This is a genomic window from Rhizobium sp. BK650, assembly GCF_014195325.1.
In the GTDB taxonomy this organism is placed as follows: domain Bacteria; phylum Pseudomonadota; class Alphaproteobacteria; order Rhizobiales; family Rhizobiaceae; genus Rhizobium.
The window spans coordinates 96,804-114,736 of record NZ_JACIBK010000006.1 but is presented as its reverse complement, the minus strand read 5'-3'; the positions used below and the strand labels follow the sequence as shown (position 1 = coordinate 114,736).

The 17,933-nt window shown below is 60.1% G+C and carries 18 protein-coding genes; 5 read left to right on the top strand and 13 right to left on the bottom strand.

Annotation, left to right across the window (positions count from 1 at the left end; translation table 11 throughout):
* The first annotated feature begins 168 nt into the window (after window positions 1-168).
* From FHX15_RS16295 to FHX15_RS16285, 3 genes are all read left to right on the top strand, one after another.
* Entirely contained in the window at window positions 169-969 is an 801-nt protein-coding gene (locus tag FHX15_RS16295) for an inositol monophosphatase family protein (RefSeq protein ID WP_184398823.1), read from the top strand.
* A gap of 112 nt (window positions 970-1,081) precedes the next feature.
* Window positions 1,082-2,182, top strand: coding sequence for a MotA/TolQ/ExbB proton channel family protein (locus FHX15_RS16290; RefSeq protein WP_184398821.1), 1,101 nt, complete (start codon window positions 1,082-1,084; stop codon window positions 2,180-2,182).
* Between the two features lie 3 nt (window positions 2,183-2,185).
* A complete protein-coding gene (locus tag FHX15_RS16285) occupies window positions 2,186-3,217 on the top strand; it encodes a peptidoglycan -binding protein (RefSeq protein ID WP_184398819.1) in 1,032 nt (343 codons plus the stop codon).
* Here FHX15_RS16285 and FHX15_RS16280 read toward each other — a convergent pair.
* From FHX15_RS16280 to FHX15_RS16265, 4 genes are all read right to left on the bottom strand, one after another.
* The gene (locus FHX15_RS16280) at window positions 3,198-4,448 is read right to left on the bottom strand and encodes an RNA polymerase sigma factor (RefSeq protein WP_184398817.1); all 1,251 of its coding nucleotides are present in this window, start codon (window positions 4,446-4,448) and stop codon (window positions 3,198-3,200) included. The genes FHX15_RS16285 and FHX15_RS16280 overlap by 20 nt on opposite strands.
* 7 nt (window positions 4,449-4,455) lie before the next feature.
* Entirely contained in the window at window positions 4,456-4,797 is a 342-nt protein-coding gene (locus FHX15_RS16275; protein ID WP_184398815.1) for a YciI family protein, read from the bottom strand.
* Between the two features lie 230 nt (window positions 4,798-5,027).
* Window positions 5,028-5,216 carry a YegP family protein gene (locus FHX15_RS16270; protein WP_184398813.1) on the bottom strand — a complete coding sequence of 63 codons (189 nt, stop codon included), beginning with the start codon at window positions 5,214-5,216 and terminating at the stop codon, window positions 5,028-5,030.
* A gap of 232 nt (window positions 5,217-5,448) precedes the next feature.
* Window positions 5,449-7,251: an ABC transporter transmembrane domain-containing protein gene (locus tag FHX15_RS16265; protein WP_184398811.1), complete on the bottom strand. Its 1,803-nt coding sequence runs from the start codon at window positions 7,249-7,251 to the stop codon at window positions 5,449-5,451.
* 193 nt (window positions 7,252-7,444) lie between these two features.
* Here FHX15_RS16265 and rpmE point away from each other — a divergent pair, with 193 nt between their 5' ends.
* The gene (gene rpmE / locus FHX15_RS16260; RefSeq protein ID WP_007826526.1) at window positions 7,445-7,666 is read left to right on the top strand and encodes a 50S ribosomal protein L31; all 222 of its coding nucleotides are present in this window, start codon (window positions 7,445-7,447) and stop codon (window positions 7,664-7,666) included.
* Window positions 7,667-7,800: 134 nt separating this feature from the next.
* Here the strand turns inward: rpmE and FHX15_RS16255 are convergent, their stop codons facing one another.
* The 3 genes from FHX15_RS16255 to FHX15_RS16245 all read right to left on the bottom strand — a co-directional run bounded on the left by FHX15_RS16255 (window position 7,801) and on the right by FHX15_RS16245 (window position 10,192).
* A complete protein-coding gene (locus tag FHX15_RS16255) occupies window positions 7,801-8,316 on the bottom strand; it encodes a DUF1465 family protein (protein WP_184398808.1) in 516 nt (171 codons plus the stop codon).
* Window positions 8,317-8,689: 373 nt separating this feature from the next.
* Window positions 8,690-8,881: a DUF1192 domain-containing protein gene (locus FHX15_RS16250; protein ID WP_184398806.1), complete on the bottom strand. Its 192-nt coding sequence runs from the start codon at window positions 8,879-8,881 to the stop codon at window positions 8,690-8,692.
* A 30-nt stretch (window positions 8,882-8,911) separates the two neighbouring features.
* Entirely contained in the window at window positions 8,912-10,192 is a 1,281-nt protein-coding gene (locus FHX15_RS16245) for an MFS transporter (RefSeq protein ID WP_184398803.1), read from the bottom strand.
* Between the two features lie 175 nt (window positions 10,193-10,367).
* Here FHX15_RS16245 and FHX15_RS16240 point away from each other — a divergent pair, with 175 nt between their 5' ends.
* On the top strand, window positions 10,368-10,532 hold the full coding sequence (locus FHX15_RS16240) for a hypothetical protein (RefSeq protein ID WP_165911954.1): 165 nt from the start codon (window positions 10,368-10,370) through the stop codon (window positions 10,530-10,532).
* A gap of 7 nt (window positions 10,533-10,539) precedes the next feature.
* On the opposite strand, the gene FHX15_RS16235 is transcribed toward FHX15_RS16240, so the two are convergent.
* From FHX15_RS16235 to gap, 6 genes are all read right to left on the bottom strand, one after another.
* Window positions 10,540-11,460, bottom strand: coding sequence for a PhzF family phenazine biosynthesis protein (locus FHX15_RS16235; protein ID WP_184398801.1), 921 nt, complete (start codon window positions 11,458-11,460; stop codon window positions 10,540-10,542).
* Between the two features lie 157 nt (window positions 11,461-11,617).
* Window positions 11,618-12,643: a class I fructose-bisphosphate aldolase gene (locus FHX15_RS16230; protein WP_184398799.1), complete on the bottom strand. Its 1,026-nt coding sequence runs from the start codon at window positions 12,641-12,643 to the stop codon at window positions 11,618-11,620.
* A gap of 222 nt (window positions 12,644-12,865) precedes the next feature.
* The gene (locus tag FHX15_RS16225; protein WP_184398797.1) at window positions 12,866-14,062 is read right to left on the bottom strand and encodes a phosphoglycerate kinase; all 1,197 of its coding nucleotides are present in this window, start codon (window positions 14,060-14,062) and stop codon (window positions 12,866-12,868) included.
* 80 nt (window positions 14,063-14,142) lie between these two features.
* Window positions 14,143-15,993, bottom strand: a complete 1,851-nt coding sequence (locus tag FHX15_RS16220; protein ID WP_184398796.1) for a potassium/proton antiporter — start codon at window positions 15,991-15,993, stop codon at window positions 14,143-14,145.
* Window positions 15,994-16,275: 282 nt separating this feature from the next.
* Window positions 16,276-16,776 (bottom strand): GNAT family N-acetyltransferase, encoded by a 501-nt coding sequence (locus FHX15_RS16215; protein WP_184399262.1) that lies wholly within the window; start codon window positions 16,774-16,776, stop codon window positions 16,276-16,278.
* Between the two features lie 101 nt (window positions 16,777-16,877).
* A complete protein-coding gene (gene gap / locus FHX15_RS16210) occupies window positions 16,878-17,888 on the bottom strand; it encodes a type I glyceraldehyde-3-phosphate dehydrogenase (protein ID WP_184398794.1) in 1,011 nt (336 codons plus the stop codon).
* Window positions 17,889-17,933 lie beyond the last annotated feature (45 nt).

Below are 17,933 nucleotides of genomic sequence, written 5' to 3'. Positions count from 1 at the left end.
CGGCGAATGCGCGTCGCCGTCTCGCCCTGCCAAACGGCATTCCCCTTGAAATTTTCCTGATTTTGTGGTCTTGAGGCCGCCAATCTATGCAGCGCTTTCGCTTCCGGCGTTCAGGGACATATCCCGCCCCTGACAGCGTGTCCCGTGTTATCCAAGGAAAATGCCCACATGGCCCGTTCTGCTCTTCTCAATGTCATGGTTCAGGCTGCCATCAAGGCAGGCAAATCGCTGGGGCGTGATTTCGGGGAAGTGCAGAACCTGCAGGTATCCGTGAAGGGACCGGGGGACTTCGTCTCCAATGCCGATCGCAAGGCCGAGAAGATCGTGAAGGAAGAGCTTCTCAAGGCCCGCCCGACCTATGGTTTCCTTGGCGAGGAGAGCGAAGAGATCAAGGGCACCGATGGCGCGCATCGCTGGATCGTCGATCCGCTCGACGGCACGACCAATTTTCTGCACGGCATTCCAGCCTTTGCGGTTTCGATCGCGCTCGAGCGCAACAATGAGATCGTGGCTGGCGTGGTCTTCAACCCGGCGACCGACGAGCTCTACACTGCCGAGCGCGGAGGCGGTGCATTCCTGAACGACCGGCGCCTGCGTGTCGCATCGCGCCGCGTGCTCTCCGACAGCGTTATCGGCTGCGGCGTGCCGCATCTCGGCCGCGGCAATCACGGCAAGTTCCTGGTCGAACTGCGCCACGTGATGGGTGAAGTCGCCGGCATCCGCCGCATGGGTGCAGCCTCGCTCGATCTTGCCTATGTGGCAGCCGGCCGTTTCGACGGCTTCTGGGAAACGGCGCTGTCGCCGTGGGACGTGGCGGCCGGCATCCTGCTCATCCGCGAAGCAGGCGGTTTTGCGACCGACTGGGACGGCGGCACCTCGATCCTGGAAACGGGCGCGATTGTCGCCGGCAACGAGCACATCCACAAGGCCTTGATGGACGTCGTCAAGCGCCCCGTCCCGACCCGCTAAAAGGTCCAGCAACAGGCTGTTGTAAAGTCCCGCTTTTCGGCGGCGCATACTTCAATTCGGCACAATGTTGATCTAGTCTCCGGCTGCAATTAGTCCGGAGGCCGAGGAACCTATGGAAAATGTGAATGTGGCCGAGTTCGGCTCGACCGAGAAGACCACGAGCGGCTACGCCTACAAACTCTCAAGTCCCATGTCGTTCTTCTGGACGATGTTGCTGTTCCTCATCATCGTGGGCTTCATCGCGGCCATCCTGTTCCGGCAGACACAGACCGCCTTCATGCATAATCCGGGCCTTAACGGCCTCATTCTCGGCGTTCTTGCCGTTGGAATCATTCTTGTTTTCAACCATGTGCTGTCGCTTCGCCCGGAAGTGCGCTGGTTCAACTCCTTCCGCGCCGCAGGCAGCGCCGACAAGGTGAACCGGAATCCGCGACTGCTTGCACCGATGCGGGCGCTAATCGGCAACCGCAAGTCCGGGGTCGCTTTGTCGACGACGGCGTTGCGCTCCATTCTGGATTCGATTGCCAATCGGCTCGACGAATCACGCGACGTTTCCCGCTATCTCATTGGCCTTCTCGTCTTCCTCGGCCTTCTCGGCACCTTCTGGGGTCTCATCGGCACGATTGGATCGATCAGCTCCGTCATCCAGTCGCTCGATGCCGGCTCGAACGGCACGGGCGATGTGCTCTCGACGCTGAAGGAAGGGCTTGCGACACCACTTTCCGGCATGGGTCAGGCCTTCTCGTCATCGCTGCTCGGTCTTTCGGGCTCGCTGATCCTCGGCTTCCTTGATCTGCAGGCCGGCCGCGCGCAAAACCGGTTCTATACGGAGTTGGAAAACTGGCTCTCCTCGGTTACCGATGTCGGCTCGGACGTTCCGATGCCGGCGCTCGATGCGGTCTCCGGCGGCTCCTCGGAAGAGATGAAGGCGCTTTCGGAATATCTGCGCAAGGTTGCCGAAGAGGGCGGCCCGGCTAGCCAGCGGTCGGTCGCGGCCATGGCGAGCCTTGCCGAAGGCATCCAGGGCCTCGTCAAGAATATGCGCAACGAGCAGCAGATGTTGCGCGACTGGATCGAGGTACAGCAGGACGAGGCAAAGGCCATGCGCCGCACGCTCGACCGGTTAGCCGAGCGTATTGGGGTGCCGGACCGTGGCAGCGAGAAGGCGCGCGAGCGGGTGTCCGGTCAGGTCGAAAAGAGCGAGGGCAAGTAAGCCATGCCTCTTGCTCGCAACCGCCGCCACCAACGCGCGGTGGATTACTGGCCAGGCTTCGTCGATGCCCTGTCGACGCTGCTTATCGCCATCATGTTCATCCTCACGGTCTTCGTCGTCGGCCAGTTCATTCTCAGCCGGGAGATCAGCGGTCGTGACGAAGTACTGACGCGCCTCAACAGCCAGATCAACGAGCTCACGCAGTTGCTGGCGCTGGAAAAAGGCAGCAATCAGGATCTTCAGGATTCCGTCGCCAACCTGCAGGCTTCGCTCGCAAGTGCCGAGGGCGAGCGTTCGCGCCTGCAGGCGCTGCTCAGCGCCGGTGCGGGTGGCCAGGATGCCGCAAAGCAGCAGATCGGGACGCTGACGCAGCAACTCGATGAGCAGAAACAGGTAAGCGACCGGGCCTTGAGCCAGGTCGAACTCCTTAACCAGCAGATCGCCGCCCTGCGCAGCCAGATTGCCGCAGTCGAGGCAGCGCTTCAAGCCTCCGAGGAAAAGGATCAGACCTCGCAAGCCAAGATCGCCGACCTCGGCCGTCGCCTGAACGTGGCGCTGGCGGCGCGCGTGCAGGAACTTAATCGGTACAGGTCGGACTTCTTCGGCCGGCTGCGGGAGATCCTCTCCGATCGCGAGAACATCCGTGTTGTCGGCGACCGCTTCGTTTTCCAGTCTGAAGTGCTGTTCCCATCCGGCGGTGCCGATCTCAATCCAGACGGCCAGGCGGAAATGGCAAAGCTTGCTACAGCCTTGCTCGATCTCGCCAAGGAAATTCCGCCCGAGATCAACTGGGTGCTGCGTGTCGACGGGCATACCGACAATGTCGCTCTATCGGGCTCGGGCCGCTATCGCGACAATTGGGAACTCTCATCCGCCCGCGCGATTTCGGTTGTGAAGTTCCTCATCGCCCAGGGCGTGCCTGCCGACCGTCTCGTGGCGGCAGGTTTTGGCGAATTCCAGCCGATTGCGCCCGGCGATGCGCCGGAGGCGCGCGCTACGAACCGTCGCATCGAACTCAAGCTGACCGAGAAATAACCGCTTGCAATTTGCCGGTGAGGAAGCTGTTGACGGCCGGGCTGTCGCTCAGGCCGATCGCGATCCTGTAAGCTTCCGCCCCGGCATCGCTTTCACCGAGCTCCGAGAGCAGATGCGCGCGCACCGCCCAATAAGGTTGATAACTGCCAACGGCATGCTGCTCCAGATCGTCCAATAGAGCGAGCGCGGGGACGGCGCCCTCTGACCTGCCGATGACTGCGGCATGGCTGATCTTTGCGCCCAGCGTCGGTTTCATCGCGATCAGCGCCTGATAGAGAGTGACGAGAGCTCGCCAGTCAGTGATCCCTGTCCGGCGGCGGGTGGCGTGCACTGACTGGATCGCCGCTTGGCATTGGAACGGACCGAAGCGATCGAAAGAACCAGCCTTGCGCAGCAGCGTATCGGCTTCGGCCATCATGATCTCATTCCACCGGCCGGTATCCTGCTCCTCAAGCGGTATGTAGGCGCCATCGGCACTCCGCCGCGCACTTCTTCTGGCCTCGCAGTAAAGCATCAGCGAGAGCAGGCCCATGACTTCCGGTTCCTCAGGCAGAATCGTCATGAGCACACGGCCAAGCCAGATGGCTTCGCCGGTCAGGCCAGTGCGACCGTCTTCCTCGCCGTCAAGCCCATCCCAGCCTAAGCCATAAGCGGCGTAGATCGCCGAAAGAACGCCCGCCAGCCGTTCTGGCAGCATGTGCCGTTCGGGAACGGCAAAGGGGATGCCGGCATCGCGGATCTTCATCTTCGCCCGCACTAGGCGCTGGCTCATGGCTTCGGGCGAAACGACGAAGGCTCGCGCCATGGTTTTCGCGTCGATGCCGAGCACGGTCTGAAGCATCAGCGGCGTGTGAACGGACTTATCGATTGCCGGGTGCGTGCAGGCAAAAAGCAGTTTCAGCCGCTCATCCGGGAAGACGGCGTTTTCGATATCGTTCATGCGCTCTTCGGCTTCCTCGAAAGCCAGCGTGACCATGCTGCGAGCATTGTCGCGCACATTCCTGTGGCGGGCGGCCTGTATGAGATTGCGGCGGGCGGCGGTGAGCAGCCAGGCCTCGGGATTGTCGGGAATGCCGCGTTCGGGCCACGTTCGTAGAGCAGCTGCCAGCGCGTCGCACAGGGCGTCTTCTGCCGCAGGCACATCTCCCGAGCGGGCGGCGAGAAAGGCGATAAGCCTGCCGTAGGACTGGCGCGCCACCTTTTCGGTCGCGCGCTCTGCATCTGACGTCACGACGGCCTCACGTCATTTGCAGCCGAGGCCGTACTTCAACGGAGCCCTGTTCGGAGACGGGAACGCGTGTCGCCCACTCGAGGGCCGTATCGAGATCCGGCACCTCGATCACGTAGAAGCCACCAAGCGATTCTTTGCCTTCCGGGTAGGGACCATCCTGTACGTCATGATTATCGCCCTTGCGGCGCACGATCGTGCCGGTCTCAGGTGCAGTCAGACCGGCGCCGCCGGCCATGACGCCGGCCTGTACCAGCGCCTTTGTATAGGCGATCCAGCCGTCGCGGTAAGCGGGTTCGCCGCGGCGGGAAAAGTCTTCTGCGGATTCACGGATGATAAGAGCGTATTGCATCGGAAACTCCTGATCCTCTGATGGCGTTTTACCGGGCAGCAGCATGTAAGGCCGAAATCGCCAAGTCTGCAATGCTCCGGTGGCGCGGCTCCGGGCCGTTCCGAAACAATGAGGTTTCAGCAGTCGTCATTTCGACATCGATGTCGAAAAAAGTTGGGGTACAAGATGCCTGCAGGACAACAGGCCGACAAGCAGGCGCAGGAGGCGACTGACGCCGCCTCCACTTCCGGTCAGGCGTCCGCCTTGGTCTGGTCCACCACTTCCGCACCGGGCGAATTCTTCTTGATGGATTCAATGGCGTTCATTGCGGATGCCTTCGCCTTATAGCTCTCGGACGAGAACATGGTCTCGCCGTTGGATGCCTTGAAGCGGAAGCGGAATTCACCGGCCTTGTCCTTGTAGATTTCAAATTTGTACATGGATCCCTCCTGGTATGCTGAAATCGTGCATCAGCCTTGCGGAGGCTAGCCCAGAATTGTGAGCTTTTCCACTACCTTAATTAGAATTCAAGTGCAGGGCATCAATCGTCGTCAGTTGCATTGGGCTATCGAAAAAGGGCAAGCATACGGTGCCACGGCGTTGAGGATCGGGCAGTGCTTTGTTGGACGAAGCGTTGAGGCGGATTTAGCCGCGATGCGACGCGGCGGCAGCTTACTTGGCGGCTGCCAACACGTCCTCGTTGGCCGCATCGAACTGAAGGCGGGCGAGCTTCGCATAGATGCCGCCCTGCCGGATCAGGCTCTGATGTGTGCCCTCCTCCACCACACGGCCCTGATCCATGACGAGAATGCGGTCGGCCTTGAGAACAGTGGCGAGGCGGTGAGCGATGACCAGCGTCGTGCGGCCTTGCATCAACCCGTCAAGAGCTCTTTGCACCAGCGTTTCACTCTCGGCGTCAAGTGCCGATGTTGCTTCGTCCAGAAGCAGGATCGGGGCGTTCTTCAGGATCGCGCGGGCAATGGCAATACGTTGGCGCTGGCCACCGGATAGCGTCACGCCGCGTTCGCCGACCTCAGTGTCGTAACCCTTTTCCAGCCGATTGATGAATTCGTCGGCCTGCGCTGCGATTGCAGCCGCGCGAACCTGCTCACGCGTCGCTCCCTGGAAGCCGAAGGCGATATTGTCATGGATCGAGGCCGCGAAGATGGTGACATCTTGCGGCACGATGGCGATGCGCTGGCGCAAGGCATCCGGATCTGCCTGGCGGGCGTCGATGCCGTCGATCTTCACGCAGCCCTGTTGCGGATCATAGAAGCGCAGCAGGAGCGAGAAGACCGTGCTCTTGCCGGCGCCGGACGGGCCAACGATCGCGACCGTTTCTCCCGGCAAGACCGCGAAATCAAGGCCGTGCAGCGCCGATTTGCCGGGACGGGACGGATAAGCGAAGTGTACGCCACTGAATTCCACGCGGCCCTGGGCAGGCGACGGGAGTGCCTGCGGGTTTGCGGGAGCGGCGATCGGCGAGAGCTCATCGAGGAGTTCGGTCAGCCGGTCGGCTGCGCCTGCCGCTTGCGAAAGCTCGCCCCAGACCTCGGACAAAGCGCCGAGTGAGCCGGCAGCGATGACGGCATAGAGCAGGAACTGGCCAAGCGTACCGGCCGAAAGTGTACCGGCGAGAACGCTATGCGCGCCAAACCAGAGGATGGCGACGACGCTGCCAAAGATGAGGGTGATGGCAATCCCCGTCAGCAAAGCGCGCGATGAAACGGCGGAGCGCGCAGCTTCGTAGGCGGATTCGACGGCCGACCCATAGCGGTCGGCCGCAGCAGTTTCGGCGTTGAAGGCCTGAACAGTGCGGGTTGCGCCGATCGTTTCACTGGCGAAAGCGGACGCCTCTGCCAGCGTATCCTGCGCGGCGCGCGAGCGCTTGCGCACCGAGCGGCCGCCAGCGACCAGAGGAAACACGATGATCGGGATCGCGACGATGACGAGGCTGGAAAGCTTTGGCGAGGTCACGATCATCATGCCGAGCGCGCCGATACAGAGGATCAGGTTGCGAAGCGCCACGGAAGCGGTCGCGCCCACAGCGGATTTGATCTGCGTGGTATCGGCCGTCAGCCGCGAGACGATCTCGCCCGACTGGTTGACGTCGAAGAAAGAGGGCGACAGCCGCGTGACATGCGAGAAGACATCGCGGCGCAGATCCGAAACGATGCGCTCGCCGATGGTGATAACGAAGTAGTAGCGGAGCGCACTGGCAACGGCGAGCACGATGGCCATGACCATCAGCATGGCGAAATAGCTGTTGATGAAGGTGCCATCGGCCTGCGTGAAGCCGTGGTCGATCATGCGGCGCACGGCAAGCGGTATGGCGAGTGAGGTGACAGCCGCTAGCGCAAGCGCGACCAGCGCGCCGGCGACCATGCCGCGGTAGCGTGCCACATAAGGTGTCAACCTGCCGAGCGGCTTTAGCGAACGCGACTTCTTTTCCCCAAGCTCTGCCTGCTCTGCCAAATCGTCTCCGATCGCCTTCAAAGACCGCGTATTGCGGCTCCTTGGCCCTTGTTATCCCGGCGCCCTTCATGTATAGGCACCGCATCCTAATGGGAAGCCGTAGCCTTCACGACTGCGGCTTCATTTATTCAATCGGTTCTTTCCCCGCAACTGTCTGCGGCAAATTGAACCCCGGCATCGCAGGAAGATTGTCATGAAGGAAGGCATCCATCCCGACTACCACGTCATCAAGGTAGTCATGACCGATGGCACCGAGTACGAAACCCGCTCGACCTGGGGTTCGGAAGGCGCTGTCATGAACCTCGAAATCGACTCCAAGTCGCACCCGGCCTGGACCGGCGGCAACCAGCAGCTCATGGACCGCGGCGGCCGTGTTTCGAAGTTCAACAAGCGTTTCGGCGGCCTCGGCCTCTAATTCGCTTCCGCTTGGCGGACTATTCAAAAGCCCGGCTTCATGTCGGGCTTTTTGTTTTCCGGGTGGTACCTCTGAGCAAACAAAAAACCGGCCGCGTTACCGCAGCCGGTTTCATGAAATTCGATGATGCCAGATCAGTTGTTGCCGAAGGCCGTCTGCAGCAGGGAAAGCTGGGCCTGGACGCTGTTCTGGTTGTCAGGAACGATTGCTGCTTCGGCCGGGCGATAGATTTCGCGGTCAAGCAAGGCGACGCGGTTCTGCAGGCGGAGCGAACGTTCGACGAGATCTCGGAAGGATTCCGGAAGGTCGCCCCAGCCCGGAGCGTTGCGGTCGACGTTGAACCCGTCGAGGCGAACCTTGTTCTTCTCGGCCAGAACCTGATCTCGGGACATTTCGCCATTGTTGACGGCGCGCTGCAGCAACAGCCAGGAGGCCATCTGCATGAGGCGGGTTGTCAGGCGCATCGATTCAGCCGCGTAAAGGACAGAAGCCATGCGCGGCAGCACCTTGGATGCTGCGCGGCCTTGGCCGTCGAGGTAGGATGCGGTCTCTTCGACCAGCGACATGCCCTCGGCATACAGCGTCTTGAACTGCGATGATGCGGCAGCGCGGCCCGCAAAACTGATTGTGTTCAATCCAAGTTCCGACATCTAAAGAATCCCTGTTGCACGCATCTACTAGCAGGTAACGCCGGTTTTCCCGGAAAAGTTTCCGGAGCCGGTCTTTATGACTTCAAGATGGTATCTTTAGCCTAATTGCGCAAGCCGTTTCTTAAGAAAAGGTTAATCTCCACAGTTTCGTGGAAAGGAGTAGGGCAGCGCAAAAAGAAGAGCCGCAAAAGCGGCTCTCAAGGTAAAACAGGGAGAAAAATCAGACCAATTCACCGCTTGGAAAACTGTCTGAGGTCCAGAAGAAACTGGACGGTATGAGTAATATCTCATAAAGCTTAATTTTTTATCAACGTTGTCTCACTTTAAGACTTAATAGAAGTAATTTCGAAGCAACGTTTCCTTCTTTATAGTCTTATGATCGGAAAAGGTTTTCGGCGGCTAATCGGCCGGAAGCCTTCATGGCCGCCTCTGCTTCAAGCCGCTCGATCTCGGCTTTCAGGAGTTCCACGCGCGCCTTCAACTCGTCCACCGAAAGCATGGAGAGATCGGAGCCGATCTCGTGGGCGATCTTCTTCTGCGGCCTATCGTCATCCATAAAGCTCATCGTCGCTCCTCCTTTGAAACCTGCCGTTCGTCAGCCGAACTTTACAGCAGGATCGCCGCTTTCGGGAGGCTTGCTAGAGCTGCGATCGGCAAGCGACATGCTTTGCGGCGTGAGCGTTGGCGATGTCGCCGTCGGGATCGTTGTATAGGCGTCGCGGTCGCTTGCGGGAACGGCGGCGCGGATGCGGCTTCTGATGACGGCGTAGGCGGTGACCAGAAGGTGCGCAAGCGCCGTTACCAGGAAGAGCGCGTGCGGACTGATGATGGACATGACCGGGCCGCCAATTGTCGGGCCGATGACGGTGCCGATGCCGTAAAGCAGGAGCAGGCCGCCTGAAACCTTCACGAAATCTTCCGATGCGGCGAAGTCGTTCGCATGAGCGACCGCGATTGGATAGAGCGTGTTGGCGACGGCGCCGTAGAGGATGACAAGGCCGATCAGGAAAACCGGCGAAGAGGGATGCAGCAGGAAGATCAGCAGACCGGCAAGGGCTGCGATGGCAGACATCGCGGCCAATACATAGCGGCGGTCGATGCGGTCGGAGAGGCGTCCGGCGGGGAGCTGCATGATGGCGCCGGCAAAGATGGTGGCACTCATCATCACCGCAATCGAGGTGTCGGAGAGACCAGCACCCGCGCCGAAGACTGCGCCGAGCGTACCGTAAGCGCCGTTAGCGATGCCGACGAGCAGAATACCCAGGAAGGAGACGGGCGAATTGCGGTAGAGCGCCGGCAGGTCAAGCTTTACCGCCTTCAGTGGCTGCGGCGAAGCGGCGGTCGACAGTGTCGTCGGCAGCATGGCGATGCAGTAGAAAATGCCGCAGACCATGAAGAGCACCGGCGTGCGCACGTCTTCCAGTGGGATCATCAACTGGCCACCAACGACACCGAGCAGGGTGATACCGATATAAAGCGAGAAGATCGCGCCACGGCTCTCATTGTTCGCCCGCTCGTTCAGCCAGCTTTCAATGATCATCGAGGTGCCGGCGGTCGAGAAGCCGGTGACGGCGCGCAGAACGACCCACCAGATGGGGTCGATGATGATGCCGCTCACGAGCGCGATAATGGCGATGATGGCGATGAAGCCGGAGAAGGCGCGCACATGGCCGACACGCCGTACTAGTTTCGGCGCCACGAGGCAGCCGATGACGAAGCCCGCCGCCCAGGACGTTCCAAGCAGGCCGAGCGTGGTCGTTGCATAGCCTTCGAGATTTCCGCGTACGGGAAGCAGAATGCCCTGCAGTCCGTTGCCCATGAAAAGGAAGAGCGTGCCAAAGAGCAGCGCAGCGACGGACAGCAGATTTCTTGTCATATACCCAGACTCGGCGTGTTCGCTTTGAAAAAGGACATAAGGCGAGACCTGCATCTGCCCAGTCCATAAGAATGTTGATTGTGTCCCGGAATGCCTTTACGGCGAGTAGATATTCTCTGTTCGCGTGAAAAAATGTCCGTCGTGTGACATTCTGAAAGATGGAAAAAATAAAGCCATGACAAAGCTGATAGCGTTGCTGCTCATCCTTGCCATGGCAATCCAGGTCATCAAGCCGCTGGGTTATCCGGGGCTGCGCCGCCGGATGGATTTCTGGAAGATCGCGTTGATTGCCTTTGCAATTTGGGCGGTGGCGCTGCTGGCGCGCGATTTTGTGGTTTAAGGCGAATTCAGTCTTTCAGGATGATCTCGCCTTTCATGATCGGCACGCAGCTCCCCGAGATCCTCACGTCGGTGACGATGCCGACCTTCTTAACGACGTCGAGCTCGATGATGCTGCGCCGGCCCATTTCGACGCCCTGCTCGATCGTTACATGCTGGCTGACGTCGGTCTCCGGCAGCAAGGAGACAAGATAGGCGGAAAGGGCGGCTGATGCACTGCCGGTCGCGGGGTCTTCGATCACGTTGTCCAGCGGCGCGAACATGCGGGCGCGGATGTTCCACGGCGTAGCGGCGGGCCGGACGTAGAGGAACAGGGAGAAATCATGGTTGCAGGTTGCCGTTTTTGCCGCGGCCTGGAAGCCGTTGAGACTCGGACTTGCCGCGGCGAGGGCCTCAAGGCTTTCGAGCTCTGCAACGGCAAAGTTCAGGCCGACCGATGCAAAGACAGGGGCATGAGTGCTTTTACGGATTGCGGCAGGATCGATGGAGACGCAGCCTGCAATGACCGCTTCGGGTATCGTCTCTCCTATTTCAAGCGATTGCGGGGCGCGGATGGTTGCAGAGGTGACGCGGTCTTCGCTGCGCTGCAAGGCCACTTCCACGAGACCTGCCTTCTCCTCGAAACGCAGCGTATCGCCGATCGCGCGGCCGAAAATTTCGTTCTGTTGGCCGAGAACATAGGCGGTACCGACATTGGGATGCCCGGCGAACGGCACTTCCATCGTCGGTGTGAAGATGCGCACTCTCGCCGTGTTTTCGGGCTTCTCCGGAGGCAGCACGAAGGTAACTTCGGAATAGCCGAATTCGGCAGCGATCTCTTGCATTGTCGCGTCGCTGAGGCCTCTCGCGTCGGCCATGACCGCAAGCGGGTTGCCCTCGAAGCGGGTGGAGGTGAAGACGTCGACGGTGATGTAAGAGAGGCTGTTCATGGCGGCTCCGATGGTTGAGGTGCCATGATTAGCGAGACCAACGATAGCCGCGAACAATTATCTTGTCGCCATGACAAATCGCAGCGGCAATACAGCGCAAAATAAAGCAGGCGGCGAAGATGCTCGCCGCCTGCGTATTTTCTCGATGCTCGAGAGCTTATGCAGCCTTTTCGAGCTCGGCCTTCCAGTTGCCCTTGGCGGCGAGGCTGTTCATCTCGGCGCGGTGCGTGAACTCGCGCTGGCCGGCGGCGACGTTTTCCTGCTTGCCATTCCAGGTCTTGAGCGCGCTGTCCTGCAGGGCGCGGCCATAGGAGAAGGTGACAAGCCAGGGCAGGTCGTAGCCGGAATTGATTGCCGAGAGATGGGCGGTCGCTTCTTCCGTCGTCTGGCCGCCGGAAAGGAAGGCGATGCCCGGAACCGCTGACGGAACCGTGCGCTTCAGGACCTGAACGGTCCGCTCGGCAACCTCGGCGACGGAAGCCTTGCGCGCATTTTTGCCATCGATGACCATGTTCGGCTTCAGGATCATGCCTTCGAGGCTGACGCGAGCATCGGCCAGTTCCTCGAACACGATGCGCAGCGTGGATTCGGTCACTTCGGCGCAGCGGTCGATATTGTGATCGCCCGGCTTGCCGTCCATCAGGCATTCCGGCTCGACGATTGGCACGATCCGGGCTTCCTGGCAGAGTGCGGCATAGCGGGCCAGCGCCTGAGCGTTGGCGCGCACGGAACCGCGGCTCGGCAGGGTCTCAGAGATGGCGATCACACCGCGCCACTTGGCGAAGCGGGCGCCGGCCTCGTAATATTTGGCAAGGCGGTCTGCGAGGCCGTCGAGGCCTTCGGTGATGGTTTCGCCGGGGAATTTGGCCATCGGCTTGGCGCCGATATCAACCTTGATGCCCGGAATGCTGCCGGCGGCCTTGATAATGTCGACGAAGGGCGTGCCGTCGGCAGCCTTCTGGAAAAGGGTCTCTTCATAGAGAATGACGCCGGAAATGTACTTCTTCATCGCCTCGTCGGAGCGGAAAAGCATCTCGCGATAATCGCGTCGGCTGGTCTCGGTCGATTCAAGATTGATCGTGTCGAAACGCTTCTTGATGGTGGAGGTCGATTCGTCGGCTGCAAGCAGGCCCCGACCACCAGCAACCATCTTCACTGCAATGTCTTCCAGTCGTTCGCTCATCTCGTTCTCTCCACAATAAAACCCGGTAGAATTGACAATATAGAACCCGGATAACAGAAGTTTATAGGGGGAAAAAAGGGAGGGCTAAGTTGTTGAAACGATTGAAATGATTTCAATCGTTTGAAAGATTGAGAATTTTTTCTCTTTTTGAGCAAAAGACCGCCGAAGCATCACGGCTTCCGCGGTCTATCTTATTGGAATGTTGCCGTAATCTGATTTCGATCAACGGGAAAGAACGGCGACGCCCGGCAGTTCCTTACCTTCCATCCATTCCAGGAAGGCGCCGCCTGCGGTCGAGACATAGGTAAATTCCTCGGCGACGCCGGCATGATTGAGAGCGGACACTGTGTCACCGCCCCCTGCAACCGATGTAAGCTTGCCGGCCTTGGTGCGTTCGGCGGCATATTTTGCGGCGGCGACGGTCGCTGCATCGAAGGGCTCGATTTCGAAGGCGCCAAGGGGGCCGTTCCAGACGAGTGTGGTGGCGCGCTCGATCCATGCCTTCACGGCTTCGACTGACTTCGGGCCGACGTCGAGGACCATGGCATCGGCCGGGATGGCGTCGATGGAGACGGTCTCGTTGGCCGCACCTGCCTTGAATTCGCGAGCGACGACACCGTCTTCCGGCAGGACGATCGCGCAGCCGGCAGTGGCGGCTTCAATCATGATCTGCTTGGCGGTATCGGCAAGATCATGCTCGCAGAGCGACTTGCCGACATTGGTGCCGCGGGCGGCGATGAAGGTGTTGGCCATGCCGCCGCCGATGACGAGCGCATCGACTTTCTTCACGAGGTTCATCAGCAGGTCGATCTTGGTCGAGACCTTGGCGCCGCCAACGATGGCGACGACCGGACGGGCCGGATTGCCAAGGCCTTTTTCGAGTGCCTCAAGCTCGGCCTGCATGGTGCGGCCTGCATAGGCCGGCAGATGATGAGCCAGGCCTTCGGTGGAGGAGTGGGCGCGGTGAGCAGCGGAGAAGGCGTCGTTCACATAGATATCGCCATTTGCTGCGAGCGCCTTGGTGAAATCAGAATCGTTCTTTTCCTCGCCCTTGTGGAAGCGGGTGTTTTCCAGGAGCAGGATATCGCCGTTGTTCATCTTCGCGACGGCGGAAGCGGCTGCTTCGCCGATGCAGTCGGAAGCCGTCAGCACAGCGTGGTCAAGAACCTGCTCGACGGAGGGGGCAACCAGCGAGAGGGAGAATTCTGGTGAGGGACCGTCCTTCGGGCGGCCGAAATGGGCGAGCAGGATGACCTTGGCGCCCTTTTTTGACAGTTCAAGGATCGTCGGCGCAACGCGCTCGATGCGGGTCGTGTCCGAAACCTTGCCGTCCTTGACAGGGACGTTAAGGTCGACGCGGACGAGAACGCGCTTGCCGACGATGTCGTTGAGGTCGTCGAGGGTCTTGAAAGCTGCCATGGGAGGTTCCATTCGTGTTTGGCGAAAGTTGGGCCGACCATAGCAAGGATCGGGAGAGACGCAAGGCGCTCCGGGGGCGTTTAGCGTGGGCTATCATCACGTCCCGCAGCACTTTCCGCTGTGGCTGCCTCATGCTTCCGGTGTCCTTTCATACGATCGCGGATGCGCTGGATAATATCGCGCATATTGATGAAGATCGGCAGCGTGATGGCCGGCTCGACTGCCTCCAGCGACATGCCGACAGAGGTAATGTGATCCTGGTCGTCGAGGTCACGAACGATGAGGATCAGCGAGCCGAGACGGACACGATCGGCATAGTCCGCCTTGCCGCCGAGGCGCTGTTTCATCAGTTCGGCGATCGTCAGTCCCTTTTCGGATTCGTTCAGAAGGCCGGGACCATAGGCGGCGTCGAGATCGGCGGCGGGACGGGCCGGTGACAGCGCGAAGGCGCCGAAGAATTCCGCGTCGTCCTCGTCGACGGGTGCGCGGCTGGCGAAAAGGCGATCGAGCAGGCGTGAGTAACTGGGCGCGATGAAGAGGTAGACGAGATCGTTTTCCCTGAGGCGGCCGGCATATTGATAGCGCATCGACTTGCCGTCGCGGATCACGAGCGAAGGTGCGGCCCAGCGAGGGATGCGCTCGCCACGGAGCACGGGACTATCCTTGACGACACGATAGGACAGAAGCTCGTGGTTGGCGGCGCCCGGCAAATCGACCTCCACCTTGTCGACCGCACCGATGCGCGGTGGAATGATGAGGCCGAGGCGCTTGGCGAGCGGCTTGATTGTCCAGCCCTGTACGAGCAGGGAGACGAGCACGATGATGAAGGCGGTGTTGAAATAGATCTGGCTATGCTGCAGTCCACCGAGGATCGGCATGATGGCAAGCAGGATGGACACGGCCCCGCGCAGGCCGACCCAGGCAACGAAGCCAATTTCCTGCTGCGTATAATCGAAGGGCAGCAGCGACAGCCAGACGGCAAGCGGCCGGGCAACGAAGATCAGGAAGAGCGCGAGCAGGATGGCCGGCACGATGATGGCCGGAAACTGTGAGGGTGTCGCCAAAAGACCGAGCACGAGGAACATAATGATCTGGGCAAGCCAAGTCATGCCGTCCTGGAAACGCCTGATGGTGCCGATCGCCTGCATCTTACGGTTTCCGGCATAGATGCCTGCGACATAGACGGCAAGGAAGCCGCTGCCTCCGACAGCACCGGTAAAGGAGAAGACGAGCAGAGCGAGCGCCAGCACGAAGATCGGCGTCAGGCCGCGATCGGTTTCGAGCCGGCCAGCGATCAACACGATCATCATGCCGCCGAGCAGACCGAGGATGACGCCAAGGCCCATTTGTTGGATGAACATCGCGAGCATGCCGATATTGATTCCGGCATAGCGTTCGCCGCTGGCGAGAACTTCGACCAGAGCGATGGTGAGGAAAATCGCCATCGGGTCGTTCGTCCCGGATTCGACTTCCAAGGTGGAACGAACCTTGTCGCGGATGTTGATGCCGCCGATGCGCAGCAAAAAGAAGACGGCAGCCGCATCGGTGGAGGCGACGATCGAGCCGAGCAGCATACCTTCGAGCCAGCTGAAATGCAGCAACCAGCGGGCGGCAAAGGCGAAAAGTGCTGCTGTCAGCAGCACCCCGATCGATGCGAGGGTCAATGAGGGTATTGCAGCGATGCGGAAGGCCTGCATCGGGGTGCCGAAGCCGGAATCGAAAAGGATGATCGCAAGAGCGATAGAACCGAGACTATAGGCGAGATAGTTGTTGCTGAATTCGATGCCGAGGCCATCGACGCCAGCCGCAAGGCCGATCATCAGGAAGAGCAGAAGCAGGGGGGCGCCGAAGCGGAAAGCCAAGAGGCTCGAAAAGGCTGCAAGAAGCACGAGTGCCGTTGCGATCAGCACCACGATGTAAAACGCTTCCATGCCTACCCCTTTCGCTTCATTGCGCCGTCTTGAAGCCGCCCCTGCCTGTCGCTTTGCCCCTCCGCGTCGGACACGATCCATTAGTAAACGGCAAAATGCGGCAGAAGGGTAGGCCTTGCGGCTTAACCTCGGCTGCATTGCTGCATCATGCTGCTGGACGACCCCTGGGAGGAGGGACAGTGAAGGATGCTACGGGGAAAACTCTGTATAAAGAATGTATAAGCAAATCAGGCGAGAGCAGGGCAGATAGGCGGAGCGCCGCATTTTTTGTTGGCGAGGCGCTTAGAGCGCGCTCCGATCCTTCTGCACCTCATATTGCTTCTGAATTTTGTCCACCAGGGTGCCATCTCTGAGCGGCACTTTCTCGATGATGTTGTAGGTGCGGAAGCCCATCTTTTCGTAATAGGCGAGACCGCCGGTATTATCGGCGCGGATGGTTGCGTTGATGAATTCGATGTTGCGTTCCTTGGCAACGGCAAGAGTTGCCGGGAAAAGCGCGGTTCCGACGCCCGGTATCTTCGGGTTCTGCCGCGCAAAGGTCGCGATATCGGCCCAGCCCTTCGGCGGGTTTCCATAGAGGCTTAGGGACTGAAAACCGGCGAGACCGGAACTGCTCTCGGCGACGTGGCATGTCAGAGGCCATTCGCCTGTTATGAACCAATCGGCCAGCTCCTCCGGCGACAGCGGGGTCTCGATCGCGGTTGTGCCGCCGATTGCGATGATCTCGTTGAGGATTTCGGAGAGTTCGCGGGCGTCGGTCGGATCAGCCTTTCGAATAGTCAGATGTACCATTTCCTGTTCTCTCGACTCTAAGGTTGTACCAATCTCCTCAAAACAAAACGGCCCGGTTTCCCGAGCCGTTTCCTAATCTTTCAGCCGGAAGCTTAGATCAGCTTGGCGAAGGCAACAGCCGTGTCGGACATACGGCTGGAGAAGCCCCACTCGTTGTCGTACCAGGACAGGACGCGCACGAAGTTGCCTTCCATGACCTTCGTCTGATCGGTAGCGAAGATCGAGGAATGGCTGTCGTGGTTGAAGTCACGCGAAACCAGCGGCTCGTCGGTATAACCGAGGATGCCCTTCAGGGCGCCGTTGGAAGCGGCCTTGATCGCTTCGTTGATTTCGCCGACGGACGTGGCCTTCTTGGCAACGAACTTGAAGTCGACGACCGAAACGTTCGGGGTCGGAACGCGGATCGACGTGCCGTCGAGCTTGCCCTTGAGGTGCGGCAAAACGAGACCGACGGCCTTTGCGGCGCCCGTCGAGGTCGGGATCATCGAAAGCGCAGCGGCGCGGGCGCGATACAGATCTTTGTGCATCGTGTCGAGCGTCGGCTGATCACCAGTGTAGGAGTGAATGGTCGTCATGAAGCCGTGGTCGATGCCGACGGCGTCGTCGAGAACCTTCACGACCGGCACGAGGCAGTTGGTGGTGCAGGAGGCGTTGGAGATGACCAGATGCTCCCTGGTGAGCTGGTCGTGGTTGACGCCGAAGACGACCGTCAGGTCAGCGCCGTCGGCAGGAGCCGAAACGATGACCCGCTTGGCGCCAGCCGTCAGGTGAGCGGCAGCCTTGTCACGGGCGGTGAAGATGCCGGTGCACTCCATCGCGATGTCGACACCCAATTCCCGATGGGGAAGGGTTGCCGGATCCTTGATCGCGGTGACCTTGATCGGCCTGCCATTGCCGACAATGATCGTGTCACCTTCCACCTTCACTTCGGCCGGGAACTTGCCGTGAAGAGAGTCGTAACGAAGCAGGTGGGCGTTGGTCTCGACCGGTCCGAGGTCGTTGATCGCGACGATTTCGATGTCGGTACGGCCGGATTCGACAATGGCGCGGAGGACGTTGCGGCCGATACGTCCGAAACCGTTGATGGCAACCTTGACTGTCATGTGCATTTACTCCCTAGAGGTGGGGCTTGCTGATATTAGCTGAGG

Bases quoted from the DNA above. Each gene is read 5' to 3' on its own strand.
- FHX15_RS16275 (WP_184398815.1), bottom strand. From the start codon at position 4,797: ATGCAATACGCTCTTATCATCCGTGAATCCGCAGAAGACTTTTCCCGC.
- FHX15_RS16220 (WP_184398796.1), bottom strand. From the start codon at position 15,993: ATGGAAGCGTTTTACATCGTGGTGCTGATCGCAACGGCACTCGTGCTT.
- FHX15_RS16250 (WP_184398806.1), bottom strand. From the start codon at position 8,881: ATGAGCTTTATGGATGACGATAGGCCGCAGAAGAAGATCGCCCACGAG.
- FHX15_RS16255 (WP_184398808.1), bottom strand. From the start codon at position 8,316: ATGTCGGAACTTGGATTGAACACAATCAGTTTTGCGGGCCGCGCTGCC.
- FHX15_RS16270 (WP_184398813.1), bottom strand. From the start codon at position 5,216: ATGTACAAATTTGAAATCTACAAGGACAAGGCCGGTGAATTCCGCTTC.
- FHX15_RS16240 (WP_165911954.1), top strand. From the start codon at position 10,368: ATGACAAAGCTGATAGCGTTGCTGCTCATCCTTGCCATGGCAATCCAG.
- FHX15_RS16235 (WP_184398801.1), bottom strand. From the start codon at position 11,460: ATGAACAGCCTCTCTTACATCACCGTCGACGTCTTCACCTCCACCCGC.
- FHX15_RS16245 (WP_184398803.1), bottom strand. From the start codon at position 10,192: ATGACAAGAAATCTGCTGTCCGTCGCTGCGCTGCTCTTTGGCACGCTC.
- FHX15_RS16225 (WP_184398797.1), bottom strand. From the start codon at position 14,062: ATGGCAGCTTTCAAGACCCTCGACGACCTCAACGACATCGTCGGCAAG.
- gap (WP_184398794.1), bottom strand. From the start codon at position 17,888: ATGACAGTCAAGGTTGCCATCAACGGTTTCGGACGTATCGGCCGCAAC.
- FHX15_RS16295 (WP_184398823.1), top strand. From the start codon at position 169: ATGGCCCGTTCTGCTCTTCTCAATGTCATGGTTCAGGCTGCCATCAAG.
- rpmE (WP_007826526.1), top strand. From the start codon at position 7,445: ATGAAGGAAGGCATCCATCCCGACTACCACGTCATCAAGGTAGTCATG.
- FHX15_RS16230 (WP_184398799.1), bottom strand. From the start codon at position 12,643: ATGAGCGAACGACTGGAAGACATTGCAGTGAAGATGGTTGCTGGTGGT.
- FHX15_RS16285 (WP_184398819.1), top strand. From the start codon at position 2,186: ATGCCTCTTGCTCGCAACCGCCGCCACCAACGCGCGGTGGATTACTGG.
- FHX15_RS16290 (WP_184398821.1), top strand. From the start codon at position 1,082: ATGGAAAATGTGAATGTGGCCGAGTTCGGCTCGACCGAGAAGACCACG.